The sequence below is a fragment of the Streptomyces sp. NPDC049837 genome, assembly GCF_040674455.1.
In the GTDB taxonomy this organism is placed as follows: Bacteria; Actinomycetota; Actinomycetes; order Streptomycetales; family Streptomycetaceae; genus Streptomyces.
Genome location: NZ_JBFAMP010000005.1, coordinates 426,219 through 448,654 on the forward strand (window position 1 = coordinate 426,219; position 22,436 = coordinate 448,654).

Here is a 22,436-nt window from a genome sequence, read left to right on the forward strand (position 1 = left end):
ACTGCTCCGGGCTCTCAGCTCAGCGCTTGACGGTCTTCGCCGGGGCCGGCTTCTTCTTCGCCGCCTCGTCCTTGGCACGGGCCTCGTACTGGCCGATGTCCAGGAAGTGGCGCAGCCCCTCCGGCGTGCCCTTCAGCGCCTTCGCCGCCGCCGCCTTGACCGCGGGGCCGCCCGCCGCGGCGATCCGCGTGGCGCGCGCCCGGTCGTCCGTGAGGCGCGCAGCGTGCTGGCCGGTCTCCAGGAAGGCCTGGATGGCCTGCTCGGTGTTGGCCTGCATGGCCTTCTTGCCCGCCTCCTTCACCGCCGGGCCGCCCACGCTGATGACCCGTGAGACCCGCACGCGGTCGTCCGTGAGACGCGCCTGGTACTGGCCGGTCTCCAGGAAGCGCCGCACATCGTCCGCCGTGCCGTCCAGCGCCTTGCTCCCCGCCTCCTTCACGCCGGGGCCGCCCCGGTGAATGATCTGGGCGACGCGGACCCTGTCGTCTTCAAGCTGCGCCTGGTACTGGCCGGACTCCAGGAAGCGGACGATGTCCTCGGGGGTGCCCTTCAGCGCCTTCTTGCCGGCCTCCTTCACCGCGGGACCACCGATGCTGATGATCCGCGAGACCCGCACCTCATCGTCGACGAGCCGCTGCTCGTACTGGCCGGTCTCCAGGAACTGGCGCATGTCCTCGGGCGTGCCGTCCAGCGCCTTCTGCGCCGCCTCGCGGACACCCGGGCCGGTGTACGGGTTGGCCAGCATCTTGAGGATCGCGGCCCGGTCCCGCTCGGCCGGGGAGGCGTCCGTCGCCGAGGCGGCCGGTGCGGGAGCGGCCGACGCCTCACCGTCGGCGGCGAGCGCCGGGACGGAGAACAGCAGAGCGGGGGTGATCGCCACCGCCGCGACGATGGCCGGGATACGGGCCAGCTTCATGCACACCTACCAACCGCAAGAACGATCTTCACGTCATCTTCGAAAGCGTGTTGATCTTGTGCGAATTACGGCATCAGGTCAAATGAGTTAAGCCCCCACGCCAGGCCCGGCCCGCGCGGGATCAGTCGAACCAGCGGTCGCGGGCCAGTTCGGCCGTGCGGGAGGGGTCCTCCAGGAGCGCCGCGACCTCGAAGCGGCGCGGCCACTGGCCCGCCGCCCAGGCCAGGCCCGCCGCGACGCCCTCCAGGGTGGCGGCGTGGACGACACCGTCGGGGGTACGGCGCCAGTCCAGTTCGACGCCGCCCGCCCGCAACTCCTCGTGCTCGACGTACGTCGCGGGCGTACCCGCCCCGAGCAGGGCGTGCACCGACTCGGGTACGTCGTGCTCCTCGCCCTCCGTCGTCACCTCCGCCTCGACCTCCTCGCTCAGTCGCCGGACCTGGAACAGCTCCGCCAGGTCCGCCGCCCGCGCCGGGGCCACCGGCAGCAGCGGGCGGCCCTCCGCGAGCGGCAGCAGATCGGGCGCGTCGGCGACGAACGCGTCCGCCGCGTCCACCACCCGTACCTCGCCGTCGACCACCGCGCGAAGCCGGTCGGGGAGGGTGACCTGCTCGGGGTCGAGGTCGGCGAGCCTGGTGTACAGGCCGTGCAGTTGGGCGGCGGTCACCTCGCGCTCGGGATCGGCGAGCCGCGCCAGCAGCTCGGCCGCGCCGCCCGGCTCGTCGAGGAGCGCGGCGACGGTGGTGCGGACACCCAGGGCGTGCAGCACCTGCGGGTCACGGAAGCCCGTCGCGATGTCGGCCGAGTCGTACAGCCCCTCCAGCAGCGGGTCCGCCCCGGCGGCGCGCAGCCCGGCCGGACGGCGCCCGTCCAGCACCGGGTGGTCGCGCAGCCACCAGGCGGTGTACGGGCGGACCGTCTCGGTCGTACCGTCCGGCAGCAGGACGCGCACCGGCTGGGTGAGCGCGTCGCGCAGCGGCGGCTGGGCGAGCAGCGCCAGCGCCTCGGGCCAGGCGTCGTCGTCGACCAGGTCCAGGTCCCGCACGGCGACGATCTCGGTCGCGACGGGCGGCACCGGCGTCTCGGGCAGTTGGTCCAGGGCGTCCTCGCACCACACGTCGACGGCGTCCAGCAGCCCGACGTCGTCCGGCTCGGCGAAGTCCCCTTCGCGGGGCTCCAGTTCGTCCGGGTCCAGGACGACGTCCGTGGCCCGCACGAGGGCGAAGTTCGCGAGCACCCCGCACGCGGCGAGCGGCTGCTCGCCCCACCGCTCGGCCAACTCGGCGTCGACCAGCGCCAGTTCGTCCTCGCGCATCACCGAGGCGAACGGGCTGCCGGGCAGCACCAGTTCACCGGCGGGCGCGAGCTCACCCTCCTCGTCGGGCAGGGCGAGCGCGCCCAGCCACGGCTCGTCGCCCGGCTCCAGACCGGCGTCCCGTACGAGGGTGAGGACCGTCTCGGCCAGCTCGTCCGCGTCCAGGGCGTCCTCGTCCCACACGTCACCCCCGTCCAGGGACGCGGCCACGGCGGCCCGCACCTGCGGCGTGGTGAGCACGGCACGCGGGGTGGCGGGCAGGGCGCCGAGCTTCTCCAGGATGGGATGGGCGGCGTCCGGGTGGGCGACCTTCAGGCCCAGCCGGGTCAGGTCCGTGGGCGTGTCCGGCAGCGGCAGCAGGACGTGCCGGGGGCCGATCGCGGTACGGCCGCCGACGAGCGGCACGGGCAGGCCGGTCAGCCGGTCGGGGTCGACGCCCGCGAGCGACTCGTACAGCTTGTGCCACCACTCGGCGCTGCGCTCGGTGCCCGCCAGCCGGTCGATGGCGTCGCCGAGGGGGAGCCGGGCCACACCGAGGGCGCGCAGCTCGGTACGGCGCTCCAGACCGGCGGGCAGCAGCGTCGGCAGGACCTCCGCGAGGACGCGTACGGTGTCGGCGCCCGCGCCCTCGACGACCTCCGCCTCGAACGGACGCAGCGCGTGGAGCTCCTCCGTGGCCGCCGCCGGTGCCAGGAACGCCACGCGCGGCAGCAGCTCCAGGACGGCGGCCCGGATCGCCCCGTCCAGGACGCCCTTGCCGAGTGGCCCCGGCACCAGGTCGATCGTCCCGGTCGACACGGGCCGCCACTCGGCCAGCAGCTCGGCGTACGCGTCGGCGGCGCGCAGCACCAGGAAGTCGGTGAGCGGCCCGGGCGCCGGGTGGCGGCGGGTGGTGTCCAGCGGGAACGTCGCGATGAGCAGGGCCGGGATGCCGAGCGGCTCGTCGGTGGGCGTCGGGGCGTGCACCACGGGCGCGGTACGGGGACGGGCGGGCGCGCCCTCGTCGTCCACGGGCACGGCCCAGGTGACCGCCCAGTGCGGGCGCAGCCGCTCCTCGACGGGCCGGTCCTTGAGCAGGCCGGGCTCGATGGCGCCCTGGTGGGTGACGGTCCGCCAGCGCCGGGTGCCGCCGTCCGTGTCGTCGACGTGGACGTACCCGTCCCGCTCCGTACGCGTGAGGGTCCGTGTGCCCTTCGGGGTCTCCACGACGACCTCGGTGAGCCCCGGCAGGGTCAGCAGCAGGGCGTCGTCGATCCCGGCGAGCAGCCGTTCGGCCAGGTCCACGGCGGCGGCGTCGCGCAGCGGCAGGATCACCACCGTGTCGTAGCCCTCGGGCGCGGTGCCCTCGGCGGGCAGCGGGAGCCGCAGCAGCGGTACGTGGCCGTCGCGGCGGCGCAGCTCGTCGCCCAGGCCGGGGCTGGCCTGCGCGGCCTGGGCGGCCATCTCGCGGGCCTCGCGCAGCGACCACCTCACGCCCCCGTGCCGGCCCACGATCGCCGGCTCGTCGCTGACGGCCAGCACGGCGGCGAACCCGACGCCGAACCGGCCGACCGCGCCCTCGTGGCCCTCCCGCTTGGCGGACGCGCGCAGCGTGCTGAGCGACTCGACGCCGGTCGCGTCCAGCGGTGCGCCCGTGTTGGCGGCCGCGAGGACGGCGGGGCCGTCGGCGTCGGCCGGGTGCAGCGTGAGCCTCAGCCGTCCCGGGACGCCCGCGCGGGCGGCGGCGTCGGCGGCGTTCTGGGCGAGCTCCACGACCAGCCGGTCGCGGTACCCGCCGAGCGCCAGGTCCTCCTCGGCGTTGGCGTCCTCCCGGAACCTCGCGGGCCCGGCGCCCCACGCGTCGAGCACCCCGCGCCGCAGCCGTGCGGTGCCGAACGGGTCGGCCCCCTCGGTCGCCGTCGCCCTCACGCTCACGTGTCGCTCCGCTCTCTCGCCCTGCGCTTGCTCCGGGGCCCGAAGGTACCGCGTGGCGGAGGGCGCCTGCTTTTCCCCCACCCCGCCCCTCCCCGAAACCGGTGGCTGACGCCCCCGGACCCCCCTGACAGGGGAGATGGTTGTACGTGGGGGCTGACGCCCCCACACCCCCGGGCCGCGGCAGCTTCGCGCCACGTGGGCGTGGGCGCTCCAGTCCCCGGAGCGCGGCAGCTTCGCGCCGCGTGGGGTGCCGCCCCGGGCGACCCCGGCCCACCCCGAAGGGGGACGCGCAGTGGGTCGCGTTCTGGGCGTAGGACGACTGAGCTTGCGAAGGAGAGCCCAGGACACGGTCCCCGGAGCGGCCCCAACGGCACGCGACCGCGCCGGGGCGACCGGCGACAGGCCCGCGCCCCGGGGGCTAGCTGTGGCCCAGGTCTTCGGAGGCGGCGTCCGGGGAGACCGGGGGGACCGAGCCGCTGTCGCGGGCGGGGCGGAGGGGGAACTCGTCGGCGCCCATGGAGTCCAGGACCGGCGGGGCCGGGCGCGGGGGCTTGGGCATGACGGCCGCCTCGGAGTGGCCGCCGCAGCCGTACGTCAGGGAGACCACGTGCCCGTCCGCCGGCGAGAACTCGTTGGCGCACACGCCGAACGCCTGCTTCAGGGACCCGCCCAGCGGCATCAGGAACCCGCACGTGACGCAGGTCGCCGGGGCGGCCTGGGCCATCGGGGTCTTGGCCCCGTAGGCCTCCTCCCACCGGTCGGCCGCGACGTGCAGCCCGTACCGCGAAAGGACCCGCGCCCGCCGCAGGCCGAGCTCCTCCGCGACGGCCGCGATGGTGCCGCGCGACGGCGTACGGGTGACGAGGTCGGCGTCCTCGGAGTCGACGAGCTCGGCCATCTCCTCCGACACGGGCGAGTTCGGCGGCGGCGCGTCCTCGCCGGTGTAGCCGGGCTCCAGCCGGAGGTCGTCCTGCTCGGTGGGCAGCAGGTCGCCGGGCCCGAGGTCGCCCGGGCGCAGCCGCTCGCTCCACGGCACCCACTCGGGGGCGAGAAGGGCGTCGGGACCCGGCAGCATGACCGTCTCGTCGAGGGTGACGACCTTGGCGCGGGAGGCGCGGGCGACCGTCACGGCCCAGCGCCAGCCCCGGTAGCCGGGCTTCCGGCATTCGAAGAAGTGCGTGACGACCCGGTCACCCTCCGCGACGACACCCGTGTGCTCACCCACCACCCCGGGCGCGGCCACCTCGGCGGCCGCTTCCCGCGCGAAGTCCACCGCCTCGGCGCACAGGCGGTCGGGGGCCGGGGTACGCGCAGTACGGCTTCGCGTCGTCGCAGCACTCACAGGTCTCGCTCATCTCCTACGCCGTCTCACAGATGCGCCGGCCGATTCGCGATGTACGGGCGGCGGGCGGAGCGGACCAGTGGGCCGCATCGACGTCCGCGCCCGACGTGTCTCGGGCACACCTATCGTCATCCATTCTGCGGGATGCCGAAGAGGCGCGCGGCCGAGAACTTCCGCCGGTGGCGCGCTACGCACGCTACCCCCTCCGCAGCCCGCCGCCCACCTGCCCGCCCCAAGTAGCCCTCATCACGGTTCACTGAAGAGGCTGCTGGGGCACTATGACGGGGTGGCAGCCGTGAGGTCGTCCGAGGATCCCGGGCCGCTCCGGAGGGCGGCCCGGCGGGTGGGCCGTGCCCTGCACCTGCCGTTCACGGGCACCGCGCGCGGTATCCGGAAAGCCACGCACGCCCACGGCGCGGGCGAATCGGGCCTGGGCAAACTGATCGAGCTGCACGCCGTGAACGGCGCCGGCGACGTCATGATCACCGTCGCTCTCGCCTCCACCGTCTTCTTCTCCGTACCGACCGACGAGGCCCGTGGCCGGGTCGCGCTGTATCTCGCCGTCACGATGGCGCCCTTCACCCTCCTCGCCCCGGTCATCGGCCCCCTCCTGGACCGCGTCCCGCACGGCCGCCGCGCGGCGATGGCGGGCGCGATGTGCACACGAGTGGTGCTGGCCATCGCCCTGTCCGGCGCGGTCGCCACCGGCGACTTGGAGCTGTATCCGGCGGCGCTCGGCGTCCTCGTGGCCTCGAAGGCGTACGGGGTGGTCCGCAGCGCCGTCGTACCGCGCCTCCTCCCGCACGGCTTCTCCCTGGTGAAGGCGAACTCGCGGGTGACGCTCGCCGGGCTGCTGGCGACGGGCATCGCCGCGCCCGTGGGGGTGGGGTTGCAGCAGATCGGGCCGCAGTGGCCGCTGTACGGGGCGTGCGCGCTGTTCGCCGGCGGAACGTTCCTGGCCCTGTCGATGCCGCACAAGGTGGACTCGGCGAAGGGCGAGCGCAAGGCCCACATGCTGACGCACGGCGAGCAGAAGCCGAGCCTCCGCACGGTCGGCCCGTCGGTCCTGCACGGCCTCCAGGCGAACGCCGCGCACCGCGTGCTGTCCGGCTTCCTGATCTTCTTCCTCGCCTTCCTGCTGCGCGAGCACCCGCTGTCGGGGCAGAGCGCGGCGGTGTCGCTGGGCATCGTGGGCGTGGCGGCGGGCGTGGGCAACGCCTGCGGTACGGCGCTGGGCGCGCTGCTCAGGTCGCGGGCGCCGGAGCTGATCGTCGCCGCGATGGTGACGCTCGCGATGTCGGCGGCGATCGTGGCGGCGGCGTTCTTCGGCGGGGTGGCGGTGGCGGCGCTGGGCGCGGTGGCCGGGCTGTCGCAGGCCCTGTCGAAGCTGTCGCTGGACGCGATGATCCAGCGGGACGTGCCGGAGGTGGTGCGGACGTCGGCGTTCGCCCGCTCCGAGACGCTGCTCCAGATGTCGTGGGTGGTCGGCGGGGCGATCGGCATCGCCCTGCCGCTGAACGGGCCCCTGGGCATGTCGGTGGCGGCGGCGATCCTGGCGCTGGGGGTGGCGGTGACCGTGCGGGGCCTGCTGACGGCGGCGCGGCGCGGCACGCCGCACCCCCGCGTGGCGTGATGCGGGGCGACGTATAGCCTTCGAGCCATGACCGTTGCGTTCTTTTCCGGTAAGGCCCGCCGGGCCGGCGTCGCTCTGGGTGCCGTCTCCGCCGGACTCCTCGTACTCTCCGCATGCGGCACCAAGCCGACCCCGCTCGCGACCGTGACGGTCGGGTCCGAATCGGTCAACGCCGAAGCGACCTGCTACAACGACGGCAAAGCGATCAAGGAATCGCAGATCCAGTCGTGCCTGAACAAGAAGGCGGAGAAGACCATCACGGTCTCGGCCGACGACCGGGTCCGCTTCGGCGTCGACCCGGAGATCGCCGAGAACGGCTGGACCCTGTTCATCGGCGGCCAGCAGGCCGAGCAGGAGCCCTACAAGAAGACGTACCGGTCGATCCCGGCCAGCGCGTTCCTCTCCAGCCAGACCGGTGAGACGTCCAACACGGCGCAGATCAGCATCGTCGAGACGAGCGGCAAGAAGCTGACCGGCATCTGGCACTTCGAGCTGAAGAAGGAATCCTGACGCTGCGCGTCCTGGTCGTGACGGCGGTGGCGGCGGAGGCGGACTCCGTCGCCGCCGGCCTCGCGGGCTTCGTCCCCACCGGACCCCCGCGCGTGCTGCCGTCCGGCCACACGCTGACCCACTTGCCGTGGGGCGGGCGGTACGGCATCCCCGCGCCGGGCGCATGGTCCGCGTCGGGCGCGCCTGACAGCGCCGTCCCGCACGCTCCGGGCCCCTCGGGCGGTGCGCCGCCGGCCGGCGCCGGCGCGCCGTACGGAGCCGTCGTCGACCTCGTCGCCGTCGGTGTCGGGCCCGCGGCCGCCGCCGTCGGCACCACCAGCGCGCTCGCCACCGCCCCGTACGCCTACGACCTCGTCGTCTCGGCCGGCATCGGCGGCGGGTTCCTCCCCCACGCGCCCCTCGGGGCGGTCGTCGTGTCCGACGCGATCATCGCCGCCGACCTGGGCGCCGACACGCCCGACGGGTACGTCGCCGTCGAGGAGCTGGGCTTCGGCCGCTCCGTCCACCTGCCGCCGCCCGGGCTGCCCGACCGGATCGCCAAGGCCCTGCACGAGGGCGGCCGGCCGCACGTCGTCGCACCGGTGCTCACCGTCTCCACGGTCACCGGCACCGCCGCCCGCACCACCGAGCTGATCACCCGTCACCCCCGCGCCGGCGCGGAGGCCATGGAGGGGTTCGGCGTCGCCGAGGCGGCCACCGCCCACGGCGTCCCCGTCGTCGAGATCCGCGCCGTCTCCAACACCGTCGGCCCGCGCGACCGCGCCGCCTGGCGTATCGGTCATGCCCTGGACTCGCTGCGGCACGCCTGCACGCTGCTCGGCACCACCGTCTTCCTGGAGGACCTGTGAGGATCGCGTACTCCCCGTGCCCGAACGACACGTTCGTCTTCCACGCCTGGGCGCACGGCCTCGTCCTCGGCGCGCCCGCGCTCGACGTGACGTTCGCGGACATCGACGTCACCAACGGGTGGGCCGAGCGGGGCTCGGACGACCACGACATCCTGAAGGTCTCGTACGCCGTCCTGCCCTGGGTCCTGGACGAGTACGCCCTGCTGCCCTGCGGCGGCGCGCTGGGCCGTGGCTGCGGCCCGCTCGTCCTCACCCGGGAGGCGGGACTGGACCTCACGGGCAGGACCGTCGCGGTGCCGAGCGAGCGCTCGACCGCGTACCTGCTGTTCCGCCTGTGGGCGGCGGACGTCGTCCCGGGCGGGGTCGGCGAGGTCGTGGTGATGCCGTTCCACGAGATCATGCCGGCCGTACGGGACGGCAAGGTCGACGCGGGCCTCGTCATCCACGAGGCACGCTTCACCTACCAGCAGTACGGGCTGCACCGCCTCGCCGACATGGGCGAGCACTGGGAGTCCACCACGGGCCTCCCGATCCCGCTGGGCGCGATCATCGCGAAGCGCTCGCTGGGCGCGGACACGCTGCGACTGCTCGCCGAGTCGGCGCGCGCATCGGTCCGTATGGCGTGGGACGACCCCGAGGCGTCGCGCCCGTACGTACGGGAACACGCCCAGGAGATGGACCCGGCCGTGGCCGATCAGCACATCGGCCTGTACGTCAACGAATTCACCGCCGACCTCGGCGAGGACGGCTACGCGGCCGTACGGGGCCTGCTGACACGCGCGGCGGCCGAGGGGCTGGTGCCGCCCCTCGGCCCGGACGCGCTCGATTTCGTCTGAGTCGTCGCTACACGTCGAGCTGGTCCGCGACCGCCCGCAGCAGGCCCGCGATCTTCTTGCCGTGGACCTTGTCGGGGTAGCGGCCGCGCTCCAGCATGGGGGTGATGTTCTCCAGCAGCGTCGTCAGGTCCTGGACGATCGATGCCAGTTCGTCCGGCTTGCGCCGCTGCGCCGCCGCGACCGACGGGGTCGGGTCGAGGACCGTCACCGAAAGCGCCTGGTCACCGCGCTGGCCCGCGACCACGCCGAACTCGACGCGCTGGCCGGGCTTGAGGGCGTCGACTCCGGCAGGGAGCACCGACGAGTGCACGAAGACGTCGCCGCCGTCGTCGCGGGAGAGAAAGCCGAAGCCCTTCTCGCTGTTGAACCACTTGACCTTGCCGGTAGGCACGTCTGTCCTCGTCCTCGTACTCGATAAAAAAACTGGCTCTGGATAGCACTACAGCGGGCCGCTCGGGCCCGCCAGGACCAAGGCTAATGGTCCAGGGGCTGGTGACAAGACGTCGCCGGTCTGTTCCTCCGGCCAGGGAACTACCCTGGCCGAATGCATAGTGAAACCCCTGCGAGCACCGCCGCCCCCGGTGACGGCCTCGTCCGGGCCGGCGGGATCGTCTTCATCGTCGGCGCCGTGGCCACTCTGATCACCGTGGCGCCGCTGTTCCTCGGCACCGATCCGTTCCCGCCGGTGGCGTACGCCGTGTGCATGCTGATGGGTGTCGGTTTCATGATCGCCGCCGCCGGGGTGCTGCGGTCGATCGCGGCGCAGCGCCGTCAGGCCAGGTCGGCCGCCAAGCCCGCCCTGTAGGCGTCCCACCAGGCGGGAAAGGCCCTCAGGTCGGGCAGGACGACATCCGCGCCGGCCGCCCGCAGCTCGTCCGCGCCGCACGGCCCGGTGGGTATGGAGACGGCGACGGCGCCGGCCGCGCGGGCGCCGCGTACGTCACCGGTGTGGTCACCGACGTACACGCTCGCGCCGTGCTCACGCAGCGCCTCCGCCTTGGCCTCGGCCCACAGCCAGCCGATCACCGCGTCCGGTTCGATGCCCAGGTGGTCGAGGTGGAGCTTGGCGTTCGGCTCGTGCTTCGCGGTGACGACGACCGCCCGGCCGCCCGCCGCGCGAACGGCTTGAATCGCACCCCTGGCACCGGGCATCGCGAGGGTGGGTTCGATGGCGTATGCCGGATAGATCTCGCGGTAGCGGTCCGCCATCTCCGGGATGCGGTCGGCCGGGAACCAGTGCGCGAGCTCCTGTTCGAGGGGTGGTCCGAGGCGGGTGACGGCCAGGTCGGCGTCGATCCTCACGCCCGTCTCGGCGGAGAGCGCCCGGTAGGCGGCGTGGATGCCGGGGCGGGAGTCGATCAGGGTCATGTCGAGGTCGAAGCCGACCGTCACCGTGGGGACCATGGTGGCCATTGTGCCTGCGGACCGTTTTCGGACGCCTGCTTAGACTGACCCCGCTCAGCCAAGCCTTACCTGCGTGCTTCCGATGGGGTCCGATGTCTTCCAGACGTGTCGCCGCGACAGCGGCGGCCCTCGTGGCCCTGCTGGTCGCGGTCCTGCTCAGTCTCGCCGTCGGGGCGCGCGCCATCGCCCCCGGCACCGTCGTCGACGCCCTGCTGCACGGCGGGGGCGGCGAGGACGGCGAGGTCGTCACGCAGCTCCGCCTGCCGCGCACGCTGGTCGGGCTGATGGCCGGCACCGCGCTCGGGCTGGCCGGTACGGCGCTCCAGGGCATCACCCGCAATCCGATCGGCGACCCCGGTGTCCTCGGCATCAGCCAGGGCGCGAGCGTGGGCGTGCTGCTGGCGATCGCGTTCGCCGGGGTGCACACGCTGACGGGTTACGTGTGGTTCGGCTTCGTGGGCGCGGCGGTCGCGTCGGTCGCGGTGTACGCCATCGCCGCCGCCGGCCGGGGCGGGGCGACGCCCGTGAAGCTGGCGCTGGGCGGTGCGGCGATCAACGCGCTGCTGGTGTCGGTGACGACGGCGGTGCTGACGACGAAGGCCGCCGCGCTGGACGAGTTCCGGTTCTGGCAGGTGGGCGCGCTGGCCGGGCGGGACGCCGACGTGGCGGCGCGGCTGTGGCCGTACCTGCTGGTCGGCACGGTGCTGGTGGTGTCGGTGGCGCGCGGCCTGGACGCGCTGGCGCTGGGCGAGGACGTGGCGAAGGGGCTCGGGCAGCGGGTGGCGACGGTACGCGTCGTGGGCGGTGTGGGGGCGACGGTCCTGACGGGCGCGGCGGTGGCGGCGGCCGGGCCGATCGCGTTCGTCGGGCTCGCGGTGCCGCACATCGCGCGGGCGGTGGTGGGCAGCGACCACCGGTGGGTGCTGCCGATGGCGGCGCTGATCGGGCCGGTGATGCTGCTGGTGGCGGACGTCGTCGGACGGATCGTCTTCCCGCCGGGTGAGGTCCCGGCGGGCGTGATGACGGCGCTGATCGGGGTGCCGTTCCTGGTGGCGCTGGTACGCCGGAAGGCGGTCCCGGCATGACCGCGTACACGGTGGTCCGCACGGGACCGGCCTCCTTCCTCCTCCACCGCCGCGCAGCCGCGACCGCCATCGGGCTCGCCCTGGCGCTGGCGGCGCTGTCGGTGGCGTACCTGAGCGCCGGGGAGCGGTTCGTCGAACCCGGCGAGGTGCTGAAGGTGCTGCTGGGGCAGCCGTCGTCGAGCGAGCTGGTCGTGGGCACGCTGCGGCTGCCACGGCTGGTGCTGGGCCTGCTGGTGGGTGCGGCGTTCGGGGTGGCGGGCGCACTGATCCAGACCGTCGCCCGCAACCCCCTCGCGAGCCCCGACATCATCGGCATCAGCCAGGGCGCGGGCGCGCTGACGGTCGGTGCGATGACGTTCGGCGTCACGTCGTACGCCGTGCTGCCGTACCTGTCCGTCGTCGGCGGCATCGTCGCGGCGACGCTGGTGTACGTCTTCGCGTGGCGCGGCGGACTGCACGCCACCAGGTTCGTCCTCATCGGCATCGGCTTCGCCATCGCCCTTCGCTCGGTGACGACGCTGTTCATGACGAAGGGCGACTACCTGGTCGCCCAGCAGGCCCAGATCTGGATGACGGGCTCGCTCAACGGGCGCGGCTGGGACGAGGTGGCGCCGCTGGGCTGGACGCTGCTCGCCCTGGTGCCCGCCGTGCTGTGGGCGGCGCGGGCGCAGCGGTCGGTGTCGCTGGACGACGACACGGCGACGGCCCTGGGCGTACCGCTGGGCCGGGTGCGCCTCGGGCTCGTCCTGCTGGGCGTGGTCCTCGCCTCCGTCGCGACCGGCGCGGCGGGACCGGTGGACTTCGTGGCGCTGCTGGCGCCGCAGATCGCGCGGCGGCTGACGCGCACGGCGCAGATCCCGCTGCTGTGCTCGGCCCTGCTGGGCGCGGTGATCGTGGTGGGGGCGGACCTGCTGGCGCGGCGGATGTTCGCGCCGGAGGAACTGCCGGTGGGGGTGCTGACGGCCGCGGTGGGCGCGCCGTATCTGATCTGGCTGATCATGCGCAGCCGTACGGGAGGTAGGGCGTGAGCAGGCTGACGGCGCGGGAGCTGACCCTCGCGTACGAGGACCGCACGGTGGTGCGGGAACTGGACCTGGCGATACCGGACGGGCGGGTGACGGTGATCGTCGGCCCGAACGCGTGCGGCAAGTCCACGACGCTGCGGGCGCTGGGGCGGCTGCTGAAGCCGCGCGGCGGTTCGGTGCTGCTGGACGGTACGGAGCTGTCGCGCATCCCCACGAAGCGGATCGCCCAGTCGATCGGCCTGCTGCCGCAGACGCCGGTGGCGCCCGAGGCGATCACCGTCTCCGACCTGGTGTCGCGCGGCCGCCAGCCGCACCAGGCGTGGTGGAAGCAGTGGTCGGAGGAGGACGAGCGGGCGGTCGTCTCCGCGATGGAACGCACGGACGTCGCCACGCTGGCCGACCGGCCGGTGGACGAGCTGTCGGGCGGCCAGCGCCAGCGCGTCTGGATCGCGATGGCCCTGGCCCAGGAGACGGACCTGCTGCTGCTCGACGAGCCGACGACGTACCTGGACATCTCCCACCAGGTCGAGGTCCTGGACCTGGTGCGCCGCCTCAACCACGAGCGCGGCCGCACGGTCGTCGTGGTCCTGCACGACCTGAACCAGGCCGCCCGGTACGCCGACCACCTGGTGGCGATGAAGGCGGGCCGGGTGGTGGCCGAGGGCCCGCCGTCGGACGTGGTCACGGCGGACCTGGTCCGCGAGGTCTTCGGTCTCGACGCGGTCGTCATCCCGGACCCGGTGACGGGCTCGCCGCTGGTGGTGCCTTGCGCGCCGTGGTCGGCGGGCGGTTGAAGTCCCCCACCCCGCCCCTTCCCGAAACCGGTGGCTCCGCCCCCGGACCCCCTGGCGGGGGGAGGTAGTTGTTCGTGGGGGCTGACGCCCCCGCACCCCCCGCCGCGGCAGCTTCGCGCCGCGGGGCGCCACGCCCAGGCTCCCTGTTGGCGCCCATCCGTGCCTCCCCTAGGACTTCGTCCTGGGGGACCCCCAAGCGGCACGAATGCCCACAAACGGTCGGCGAACCGGCCCGCAGACGCACGACGGCCGGGGTGGGGCCGTGCAGGGTCGCCCCCGCAGAGGTTGGCGGCGAAGGCCGGGCTCCCAAGGACCCGTAACCCAAGGCCGCCGGCCTCGAGGAGGTGAGCCCGGAGGGGCCCCGCCCCCCGCCCACCGGGTTCAGGCGCCGCCCACGGGGACGGCCACCAGGGCGTGGACCACACCCACCCACCGGCAGGCGCCGCCCCGGGGCGTCACGCGCGGCGGGCGCGCCAGAGGAGGTAGAGGGCGGAGGCGAGGGCGGCGGTGCGGAGCGTCCAGGGCCAGGTGGCGGTGAGCGCGGCGCTCAGGGCGTCGCCGCCCGGGGGGATCGGGTCGCCCCAGCGGCCGTCGAGGCGGCCCCACAGCCATACCGCGGCGCCCGCCGCGACCGCGCCCGGCAGGCCGAACACCGCGAGCTTCGCCTCCGTACGGCTGAGGCGGCGGGAGCCGTACGCGAGGAGCCAGCCGCCGCCGAGGGCGAGCCACGAGCCGAGGATGACGCCGGCCACGAGCAGCACGGCGGCGGCCACCAGCATCGGGTGCCCGAGCCGCAGTCCCGACAGGGAGAGCCGGCGACGCGCGGGTGCCGGCGACACGGCCGGCGACACGGGCTCCGGCTCCGCAGCCTCCTCCCCCTCCTCCGCCTTCGGCGGGGGTTTCAGCATGTCGGGGATCTCCACCCCGCCCCGGAAGCCGGGCGGCAGCGCGTCCTCCTCGACGCGCCACCAGTCGGGCTGACCCGCCGACGCCCCGTCGCCCAGCTCGTCCATCCCCGCCAGGTGCGGGCTCGCCGCCTCCCACGCGGGCGTCTCGGGCCGCGTACTCGGGGTGCGCTGCACCGGTACGGCGGGACGCGCCGGACCGGCGGCGCCCGCCGCCGCGCCGACCACCTCGTCCGGCGTGCCGAGGGCCTTGAGAATGCCGCGTACCGCCGCCGGGCTGTCGTCCTCGCCGCGCCGGCTGTCGATCTCGCTGCGCAGCGACGACACGAGCCGCATCCGCGTCTGCGAGGACAGTTGCCGCTGCTGGGCCAGGTCACCGACCCGGCTCAGATAGTCGAAGACCAACTGGTCGCTCTCGATCCCCACCGTCACGACGTTAGCGCCTGCGCAGGGGCTAACGTGGTCCGGATGGGGACCGGTGAGCTCGATCGGGAGGCGCACGTGGCCGCAGGAACCGAAGGCAATGGCGGTACGGCGGCTCCGCGCACCCTCGCGGAGGCCCTCCGGGCACGCGGCGACGAGGGCCTGACCGCGCTGCTCCGCGCCCGCCCCGACCTGCTGGTTCCCGTGCCCGGCGACCTGACCCAGCTCGCCACCCGCGCCGGGACCCGCGCGTCCGTCGTCCGGGCGCTGGAGCGGCTCGACCGGTTCACGCTCCAGACCGCCGAGGCGCTCGCGGTGGCCCCAGACCCGGCCCCGTACCCCTTGCTGCTCGGGCTGATGGCCGGTGACGAGGGAGACGCGGACGTCGAGGCGGCGCTGGCCCGGGCGGTAGGGGTGCTGCGCGGGCAGGCCCTGGTGTGGGGCGACGACGACCGGCTGCGGCTGGTGCGGACCGCCCGCGAACTGCTGGCGCCCTCCCCGCAGCACCCCTCCCCCACCGGGCTCGGACCGACGGTCGCGGAGGCGACGGCGGGCATGTCGCCGACCCGGCTCCAGGAGATCATCGCGGCGGCCGGGCTGCCGACGACACACGATCCGGTGTCGGCGGTGGCCGCGCTGACGGAGCTGTTCACGGACCGGGAGCGGATGGGCGCGTTGCTGGACACCGCGCCGGTGGAGGCGCTGGGGGTGCTGGACCGGCTGGTGTGGGGGCCGCCGTACGGGGAGGTGACGCCGAACCCGGCGCCGCCGGTGCGCTGGCTGCGCGACCGGGGCCTGCTGCTGCCGGCGACGGCGCGCACGGTGGTGCTGCCGCGCGAGGCGGCGCTGCATCTGCGCGCCGGGCGCGCGCACCGGGCGCCCGAGCCGGTGGCGCCCGCCGTCACGCCGGCCCGTGAGTACCGTCCACAGGTTGTGGACAGCACGGCGGCGGGCCAGGCGTACACCGCGCTCGCGACCATCGAGGAGCTCGCGAAGGAGTGGAACGAGGGCGGACCCGCCGTGCTGCGCGCGGGCGGCATGTCCGTACGGGACCTGAAGCGGACGGCGGTGGCGCTGGAGACGTCCGAGCAGGTGGCGGCGTTCTGGCTGGAGGTCGCGTACGGGGCGGGGCTGATCGCGTCGGACGGGGAGGCGGACGAGCGGTACGCGCTGACGCCCGAGTACGACGAGTGGCTCGGCCTGCCGGCCGCCGAGCGGTGGGCGCGACTGGCCGGGGTGTGGCTGGCCGCGACCAGGACGCCGGGCCTGGTGGGCACCCAGGACACGAAGGGCCGCACCCTCGCGGTGCTCGGGCCCGGCCTCGACCGGGGCGCCGCGCCGGAGGTGCGCCACCGGGTGCTGACGCTGCTGGCCGGGCTCCCGGCCGGGGCGTCGCCGGACCCGGAGACGCTGCTGGCCCGGCTGCGGTGGGAGCGCCCGCTGCGGGGCACCGCGCAGGAGCAGGGCGCCGACCTGCGCGCCAGGCTGGCGAGCTGGACGCTGACGGAGGCGGAGCTGCTGGGCGTGACGGGGCGCGGAGCCCTGTCGGCCCACGGCCGGGCCCTGCTGCCGGGCGCGCCGGCCCCGGGCACGGACCACCCGGTCCCGGCGGCCGGGCACGGCGCGGACGGGCACGCCCAGGAGCACCCGGACAGGGCCCACGCCCATGGCCCCGCCCACGCCCACGCCTCCACCGCCCCGGACTCCGGGACGTTCAACGGCCGCCGCCCCGCCCACGCCGCCGTCGCCGCCCACGCGGGCGCCGCCGCGCTCCTCGCACCGCTGCTGCCCGAGCCGGTCGACCACGTCCTGCTCCAGGCGGACCTCACGGCCGTCGCCCCCGGCCCCCTCCAGCGGCCGCTCGCCGACATGCTGGCCGTGGCGGCGGACGTGGAGTCCAAGGGCGGCGCCACCGTGTACCGCTTCACGCCCGCCTCCGTACGCCGCGCCCTCGACGCCGGGCAGGCGGCGGCCGATCTGCACGCCTTCCTGGCGGCCCACTCCCGTACGCCCGTTCCGCAGCCGCTCGCGTACCTCATCGACGACGTCGCCCGGAGGCACGGCCACCTCCGGGTGGGTGCCGCCTCCGCCTACGTACGCTGCGACGACGACGCCGTGCTGGGCGAGATCCTCGCCGACAAGCGGTCGGCCGCCCTGCGGCTGCGCCGCCTCGCGCCGACGGTGCTGGCCGCGCAGGCGGACCCGGCGACGCTGCTGGAGGGCTTGCGGTCCATGGGCTTCGCCCCGGCGGCCGAGTCGGCGGAGGGCGACGTCCTGATCACCCGGGCGCACGCCTACCGCACCCCGGCGCGCACGGCGCCCGCGCCGGTGCCGGAGGGCCCGCCGGAGCCGGACGCCACGCTGCTGGGCGCCGCCGTGAAGGCGATCCGCGCCGGGGACCTCGCCTCGACGGTCGTCCGCAAGGAAGAGCCGGCCACCGGCGCGAACGGCGAACCGCCCCGCACCTCCGCCGCCGAAACCCTCGCCACCGTCCAGGCGGCCGCGATGACCGGCTCGGTGCTCTGGATCGGCTACGTCAACGCCGAGGGCACCGCCAGTCAGCGCGTCATCGCGCCGGTACGGGTGGAGGGCGGCTTCGTCACGGCGTACGACCACACGGCGGACGAGGTCCGTACGTACCCGCTGCACCGCATCACGGGCGTCGCGGAGCTCGCCGACGACGCGACCTGATCCCGCCCGGGCCCGGATCATGCGCGCGGGCGGCGGATTTACCGCCCGTGAGTGACCAAGACCCCACCCCAGGGGGACCTTCCGCATTGCCCCGGCGCGGCGCGGGCAGCCACGGGGCGTCCCGAACAGCACCACAGGAAGGGTCGCCCCATGCGACGAGTCACCACCGTCCTCCTCACCACCACCGCGTTCCTGTCCGCGCTCACCACCCAGGCCGCCGCCGTCGGCATCGATTTCGCGACGGCCCTCGGGGTTGTCTGACCGCCCGTCCCCCGACGCGACCGGGCCCGCACCGCCACGGACGGTGCGGGCCCGGCGCCGTACACGCGAAAGGAGCCGCAATGAGCCGACGTCTCGCCCTCCTCCTCACGGGCACCGCCCTTCTCTTCACCGCCCTCGCCACCCCCGCCGCAGCCTCCACGCTGCCGCCGATCAACGGTCCGCTCGCCGACATCCAGGTCGAGGGCCCGTTCTTCACCAGCCCCCTGATCTGACCCGCCGCCCGTTCACCCCTCACCGGTCACGGAACCCGTCAGGAACGGGCGTGGCCGGTGAGCAGCATCACAGGGAAGACGGCCGTGACCCGGCTACTTGCTCCGCCGATGCGTAACACTGGATGTTTGGCCACAGTCCCAGGCCGCCAGGAAAGGGTGAGGCGTGAACGGACCGCTGATCGTCCAGAGCGACAAGACACTCCTGCTCGAAGTCGACCACGAGCAGGCCGACGCCTGCCGGCGTGCCATCGCTCCCTTCGCGGAGCTGGAGCGCGCGCCCGAGCACATCCACACCTACCGGGTCACCCCGCTGGGCCTGTGGAACGCGCGGGCGGCCGGGCATGACGCCGAGCAGGTGGTGGACGCGCTCGTCGAGTTCTCCCGGTACCCCGTGCCGCACGCGCTGCTGGTGGACGTCGCCGAGACGATGGCCCGCTACGGGCGGCTCACGCTCACCAAGCACCCCACGCACGGGCTGGTCCTGACCACCACCGACCGGCCCGTCCTGGCGGAGGTGCTCCGGTCCAAGAAGGTCCAGCCGCTGGTCGGCGCGCGCATCGACCAGGACACGGTCGTCGTGCACCCCTCCGAGCGCGGCCAGATCAAGCAGACGCTGCTCAAGCTGGGCTGGCCCGCCGAGGACCTCGCCGGGTACGTGGACGGCGAGGCGCACCGTATCGACCTGGCCGAGGACGGCTGGGCGCTGCGCCCGTACCAGAAGCAGGCCGTCGAGGGCTTCTGGCACGGCGGCTCGGGCGTCGTCGTCCTGCCCTGTGGCGCGGGCAAGACGCTGGTCGGCGCCGGGGCCATGGCACAGGCGAAGGCGACGACGCTGATCCTGGTCACGAACACCGTCTCGGCCCGCCAGTGGAAGCACGAGCTGGTGAAGCGGACGTCGCTCACCGAGGACGAGATCGGCGAGTACAGCGGGACGAAGAAGGAGATCCGCCCGGTCACCATCGCCACGTACCAGGTGCTGACGACCAAGCGGAAGGGCATCTACCCCCACCTGGAGCTGTTCGACTCCCGCGACTGGGGTCTGATCGTCTACGACGAGGTGCACCTGTTGCCGGCGCCCGTCTTCAAGTTCACCGCCGACCTCCAGGCCCGCCGCCGTCTTGGACTGACCGCGACCCTCGTACGGGAGGACGGCCGCGAGTCGGACGTCTTCTCACTGATCGGGCCGAAGCGGTTCGACGCGCCGTGGAAGGAGATCGAGGCGCAGGGCTACATCGCGCCCGCCGACTGCGTCGAGGTCCGCGTCAATCTGACCGAGTCGGAGCGGCTCGCGTACGCGACCGCCGAGACGGAGGAGAAGTACCGCTTCTGCGCGACGACCGCGACCAAGCAGAAGGTCGCGGAGGCGCTGGTGCGGAAGTTCGCCGGCCAGCAGATCCTGGTGATCGGCCAGTACATCGACCAGCTCGACGAGCTGGGCGAGCACCTGGACGCCCCGGTGATCAAGGGCGAGACGCCGAACTCACAGCGCGAGAAGCTCTTCGACGCGTTCCGGAACGGGGAGATCAGCGTGCTGGTGGTCTCCAAGGTGGCGAACTTCTCGATCGACCTGCCCGAGGCGACGGTCGCCATCCAGGTGTCCGGCACCTTCGGCTCCCGGCAGGAGGAGGCCCAGCGCCTCGGCCGCGTCCTGCGTCCGAAGGCGGACGGGCACCAGGCGCACTTCTACTCGGTGGTCGCCCGGGACACGATCGATCAGGACTTCGCGGCGCACCGCCAGCGGTTCCTGGCCGAGCAGGGGTACGCGTACCGGATCGTGGACGCGGACGAGCTGCTGTCCAAGGACGCCGATCCGGATCTCACGGCGTGATGCTCAGCGCCGCCTGACGCCGGCTTCCTCGGCGTACTCGCCGAGCACGACCACGCCGAACGCCGCTTCGGCGAACACCTTGATCGCACGCAGGGCGTTGCCGAGGCGGTGGGCGTGGTGCCGGGTCGCGCCGAGGGCGGTGGCGCCGGGCGCGTTGTGGAGGGTGGCTGTGGTCATGTCTCCATGATGGTTTCCGTGCCGGGGCGGTACATCGGTCCGCAGACCGAACCCCGGTGCCGCCCGCGTACGACTCCAGGCATACGGCATCCCCTACGGGTCGGACACCGGGTCCGGCACCGGGCCGGATATTCGCTCGCTCCTCCCCCCGGCGCCTGACTAGAATCGCCCGCCTTGCCCGCCTCCCGTTCGTGGAGCGCCGCCCTCCGGTCGGAAACCGGTCGGCCCCGCCATCACATCCGTACGACCGACGGAGGCTCCGCCGTGCCCACCGACCCGCTCGCGCGCGAACGCGCCCACCTCGCCGCCTCACGCGCCGCCCTGCGCGCCATGCGCGAGGACGTCGAGGCGCTCGACATCCGTGACGTCACCGCGAACTGGGTCAACGCCGCCGTGCTGTCGTCGCAGATCGAGGAGCGGATCAAGGCGCTCGCCGACCTCTCCCACACCCCGCTGTTCTTCGGGCGGCTGGACTACCTGCACACCACGCAGGAGGGCCACACGTTCTACATCGGGCGGCGGCACGTCCACGACGCGGACGGCGACCCGATGGTCGTCGACTGGCGCGCCCCGGTCTCGCAGCCGTTCTACCGGGCGTCGAAGAAGGACCCGCAGGACGTCGCGCTGCGGCGGCGGTTCGGGTACACGGGCGGGGAGCTGACGGCGTACGAGGACGAGCACCTGTCCGATCCGGCGGAGGAGGAGCGGGCGTCCAAGCTGCTCCAGGCGGAGATCGAACGGCCGCGCGTGGGCCCGATGCGGGACATCGTGGCGACGATCCAGCCCGAACAGGACGAGATCGTGCGCAGCGGCCTGTCCGGTTCGGTGTGCGTGCAGGGCGGCCCGGGGACGGGCAAGACGGCGGTGGGCCTGCACCGGGTGGCGTACCTGCTGTACGCGCACCGGGAGCGGCTGGCCCGAACCGGGACGCTGGTCGTCGGGCCGAACCGCTCCTTCCTCCACTACATCGAGCAGGTGCTGCCCGCGCTGGGCGAGTTGGAGGTGAAGCAGGCGACGGTCGACGACCTGGTGGCGCACGTCGAGGTGCGGGGCGCCGACGACGCGGCGGCGGCCGTGGTCAAGGGCGACGCCCGGATGGCGGAGGTGCTGCGGCGGGCGGTGCGGTCGCATGTGACGCTGCCGACGGAGCCGCTGATGGTGGTGCGCGGCTCGCGGCGCTGGCGGGTGCCCGCGTACGAACTGGAGGAGATCGTGCGCGAGTTGCTCGACCGGGACATCCGGTACGGGGCCGCGCGCGACGCCCTGCCGCAGCGGATCGCGCACGCGGTGCTGGTGCGGATGGAGCAGGCGGGCGAGGCGCCGGACGACCGGGTGCAGGACGCGGTGGCGCGGAACGCGGCGGTGAAGGCGGTCGTGAAGGCGGTGTGGCCGGCCGTCGACCCGGCCAAGTTGGTGCTGCGGCTGCTGTCCGACGCGGATTTCCTGGCGGAGCACGCGGACGGGCTGCTCGACGCCGACGAACAGAAGGCCATCCTGTGGGCCAAGCCGCCTCGCTCGGTGAAGTCGGCGAAGTGGTCGGCGGCGGACGCGGTGCTGATCGACGAGGCGGCCGACCTGGTGGAGCGCACGCCGTCGCTGGGCCATGTGGTCCTGGACGAGGCGCAGGACCTGTCGCCGATGCAGTACCGGGCGGTGGGGCGGCGCTGCTCGACCGGTTCGGCGACCGTGCTGGGCGACCTGGCGCAGGGCACGACGCCGTGGGCGACGGCGAGCTGGGCGGAGGCGCTGGCGCACCTGGGCAAGCCGGACGCGGTGGTGGAGGAGCTGACGGCCGGTTTCCGTGTGCCGCGCGAGGTGATCGCGTACGCCTCGCGGCTGCTGCCGCACATGTCGCCGGGGTTGGCGGAGGTGCGCTCGGTGCGTGAGTCGCCGGGCTCACTGGAGGTACGCCACGTGGAGGACCTGACCGCGTCGGTGGTGTCGGCGTGCCGCGCCTCGCTCCGGCACGAGGGCTCCATCGGCCTGATCGCGGCGGACGCGCGCGTCCCCGTCCTGGCGGACGCGCTGCGCGAGGCGGGCCTGGCCTGGCTGTCGCCGGGCGAGGAGACGACCGCCGAGTCCCGCCTGACCCTGGTCCCCGCCTCGCTGGCGAAGGGCCTGGAGTACGACTACGTCGTCCTCGACGAGCCGGCGGCGGTCGTCGACGGCGAACCCGACGAGCGCACCGGCCTCCGTCGGCTCTACGTCGCCCTGACCAGGGCGGTCTCGGGCCTGACGGTCCTCCACGCGGCGCCTCTGCCGGCGCAGTTGGACGCCTGAGGGGGCCGCTCCTCCC

The 22,436-nt window shown here is 74.3% G+C and carries 19 protein-coding genes; 12 read left to right on the forward strand and 7 right to left on the reverse strand.

The annotated features are described in order from the left end of the window. Positions 1-19: 19 nt before the first annotated feature. The 3 genes from AB0J57_RS16850 to AB0J57_RS16860 all read right to left on the reverse strand — a co-directional run bounded on the left by AB0J57_RS16850 (position 20) and on the right by AB0J57_RS16860 (position 5,487). A complete protein-coding gene (locus AB0J57_RS16850) occupies positions 20-916 on the reverse strand; it encodes an ALF repeat-containing protein (RefSeq protein WP_366128909.1) in 897 nt (298 codons plus the stop codon). 121 nt (positions 917-1,037) lie between these two features. Beyond that, on the reverse strand, positions 1,038-4,139 hold the full coding sequence (locus AB0J57_RS16855; RefSeq protein WP_366129109.1) for a molecular chaperone Hsp90: 3,102 nt from the start codon (positions 4,137-4,139) through the stop codon (positions 1,038-1,040). A 424-nt stretch (positions 4,140-4,563) separates the two neighbouring features. Then, positions 4,564-5,487, reverse strand: coding sequence for a DUF3027 domain-containing protein (locus AB0J57_RS16860; RefSeq protein WP_366128910.1), 924 nt, complete (start codon positions 5,485-5,487; stop codon positions 4,564-4,566). 286 nt (positions 5,488-5,773) lie between these two features. Here AB0J57_RS16860 and AB0J57_RS16865 point away from each other — a divergent pair, with 286 nt between their 5' ends. Genes AB0J57_RS16865 through AB0J57_RS16880 form a run of 4 tightly spaced genes read left to right on the forward strand, consistent with a single transcriptional unit; the run spans position 5,774 to position 9,314 of the window. Continuing rightward, entirely contained in the window at positions 5,774-7,120 is a 1,347-nt protein-coding gene (locus AB0J57_RS16865; protein WP_366128911.1) for an MFS transporter, read from the forward strand. A gap of 27 nt (positions 7,121-7,147) precedes the next feature. Further along, a complete protein-coding gene (locus tag AB0J57_RS16870; RefSeq protein WP_366128912.1) occupies positions 7,148-7,630 on the forward strand; it encodes a DUF2771 domain-containing protein in 483 nt (160 codons plus the stop codon). A 17-nt stretch (positions 7,631-7,647) separates the two neighbouring features. Next, positions 7,648-8,478, forward strand: a complete 831-nt coding sequence (locus AB0J57_RS16875) for a futalosine hydrolase (protein ID WP_366128913.1) — start codon at positions 7,648-7,650, stop codon at positions 8,476-8,478. A gap of 2 nt (positions 8,479-8,480) precedes the next feature. Further along, positions 8,481-9,314 carry a 1,4-dihydroxy-6-naphthoate synthase gene (locus tag AB0J57_RS16880; protein ID WP_366129111.1) on the forward strand — a complete coding sequence of 278 codons (834 nt, stop codon included), beginning with the start codon at positions 8,481-8,483 and terminating at the stop codon, positions 9,312-9,314. Between the two features lie 7 nt (positions 9,315-9,321). Here AB0J57_RS16880 and AB0J57_RS16885 read toward each other — a convergent pair whose 3' ends face one another. Further along, positions 9,322-9,705, reverse strand: a complete 384-nt coding sequence (locus AB0J57_RS16885) for a cold-shock protein (RefSeq protein ID WP_031073201.1) — start codon at positions 9,703-9,705, stop codon at positions 9,322-9,324. A 153-nt stretch (positions 9,706-9,858) separates the two neighbouring features. Here AB0J57_RS16885 and AB0J57_RS16890 point away from each other — a divergent pair, with 153 nt between their 5' ends. Beyond that, positions 9,859-10,119, forward strand: a complete 261-nt coding sequence (locus AB0J57_RS16890) for a hypothetical protein (RefSeq protein WP_366128914.1) — start codon at positions 9,859-9,861, stop codon at positions 10,117-10,119. Here AB0J57_RS16890 and AB0J57_RS16895 read toward each other — a convergent pair. Next, the gene (locus AB0J57_RS16895) at positions 10,086-10,718 is read right to left on the reverse strand and encodes a haloacid dehalogenase-like hydrolase (RefSeq protein ID WP_366128915.1); all 633 of its coding nucleotides are present in this window, start codon (positions 10,716-10,718) and stop codon (positions 10,086-10,088) included. The genes AB0J57_RS16890 and AB0J57_RS16895 overlap by 34 nt on opposite strands. A 92-nt stretch (positions 10,719-10,810) precedes the next feature. On the opposite strand from AB0J57_RS16895, the gene AB0J57_RS16900 reads away from it, so the two are divergent. From AB0J57_RS16900 to AB0J57_RS16910, 3 genes are read left to right on the forward strand one after another with little or no spacing between them, the layout of a single operon-like run. Further along, positions 10,811-11,803 (forward strand): iron ABC transporter permease, encoded by a 993-nt coding sequence (locus AB0J57_RS16900; RefSeq protein ID WP_366128916.1) that lies wholly within the window; start codon positions 10,811-10,813, stop codon positions 11,801-11,803. Then, positions 11,800-12,831, forward strand: a complete 1,032-nt coding sequence (locus tag AB0J57_RS16905) for an iron chelate uptake ABC transporter family permease subunit (RefSeq protein ID WP_366128917.1) — start codon at positions 11,800-11,802, stop codon at positions 12,829-12,831. Before AB0J57_RS16900 ends, AB0J57_RS16905 begins: the two co-directional genes overlap by 4 nt. After that, positions 12,828-13,622, forward strand: a complete 795-nt coding sequence (locus AB0J57_RS16910) for an ABC transporter ATP-binding protein (RefSeq protein ID WP_366128918.1) — start codon at positions 12,828-12,830, stop codon at positions 13,620-13,622. Before AB0J57_RS16905 ends, AB0J57_RS16910 begins: the two co-directional genes overlap by 4 nt. Before the next feature lie 455 nt (positions 13,623-14,077). Here the strand turns inward: AB0J57_RS16910 and AB0J57_RS16915 are convergent, their stop codons facing one another. Continuing rightward, positions 14,078-14,953, reverse strand: a complete 876-nt coding sequence (locus AB0J57_RS16915; protein ID WP_366128919.1) for a hypothetical protein — start codon at positions 14,951-14,953, stop codon at positions 14,078-14,080. A gap of 42 nt (positions 14,954-14,995) precedes the next feature. Between AB0J57_RS16915 and AB0J57_RS16920 the strand changes: the two genes are divergently transcribed. From AB0J57_RS16920 to AB0J57_RS16930, 3 genes are all read left to right on the forward strand, one after another. After that, complete coding sequence (locus tag AB0J57_RS16920) at positions 14,996-17,641, forward strand: helicase C-terminal domain-containing protein (protein WP_366128920.1); 2,646 nt, start codon at positions 14,996-14,998, stop codon at positions 17,639-17,641. 341 nt (positions 17,642-17,982) lie between these two features. After that, the gene (locus AB0J57_RS16925; protein WP_366128921.1) at positions 17,983-18,135 is read left to right on the forward strand and encodes a hypothetical protein; all 153 of its coding nucleotides are present in this window, start codon (positions 17,983-17,985) and stop codon (positions 18,133-18,135) included. 163 nt (positions 18,136-18,298) lie between these two features. Then, positions 18,299-19,963 carry a DNA repair helicase XPB gene (locus AB0J57_RS16930; protein ID WP_366128922.1) on the forward strand — a complete coding sequence of 555 codons (1,665 nt, stop codon included), beginning with the start codon at positions 18,299-18,301 and terminating at the stop codon, positions 19,961-19,963. 3 nt (positions 19,964-19,966) lie between these two features. Here AB0J57_RS16930 and AB0J57_RS16935 read toward each other — a convergent pair whose 3' ends face one another. Continuing rightward, complete coding sequence (locus AB0J57_RS16935) at positions 19,967-20,140, reverse strand: hypothetical protein (protein ID WP_366128923.1); 174 nt, start codon at positions 20,138-20,140, stop codon at positions 19,967-19,969. 330 nt (positions 20,141-20,470) lie between these two features. Between AB0J57_RS16935 and AB0J57_RS16940 the strand changes: the two genes are divergently transcribed. Next, entirely contained in the window at positions 20,471-22,420 is a 1,950-nt protein-coding gene (locus AB0J57_RS16940) for an ATP-binding domain-containing protein (RefSeq protein WP_366129112.1), read from the forward strand. The last annotated feature ends 16 nt before the right edge of the window (positions 22,421-22,436 follow it).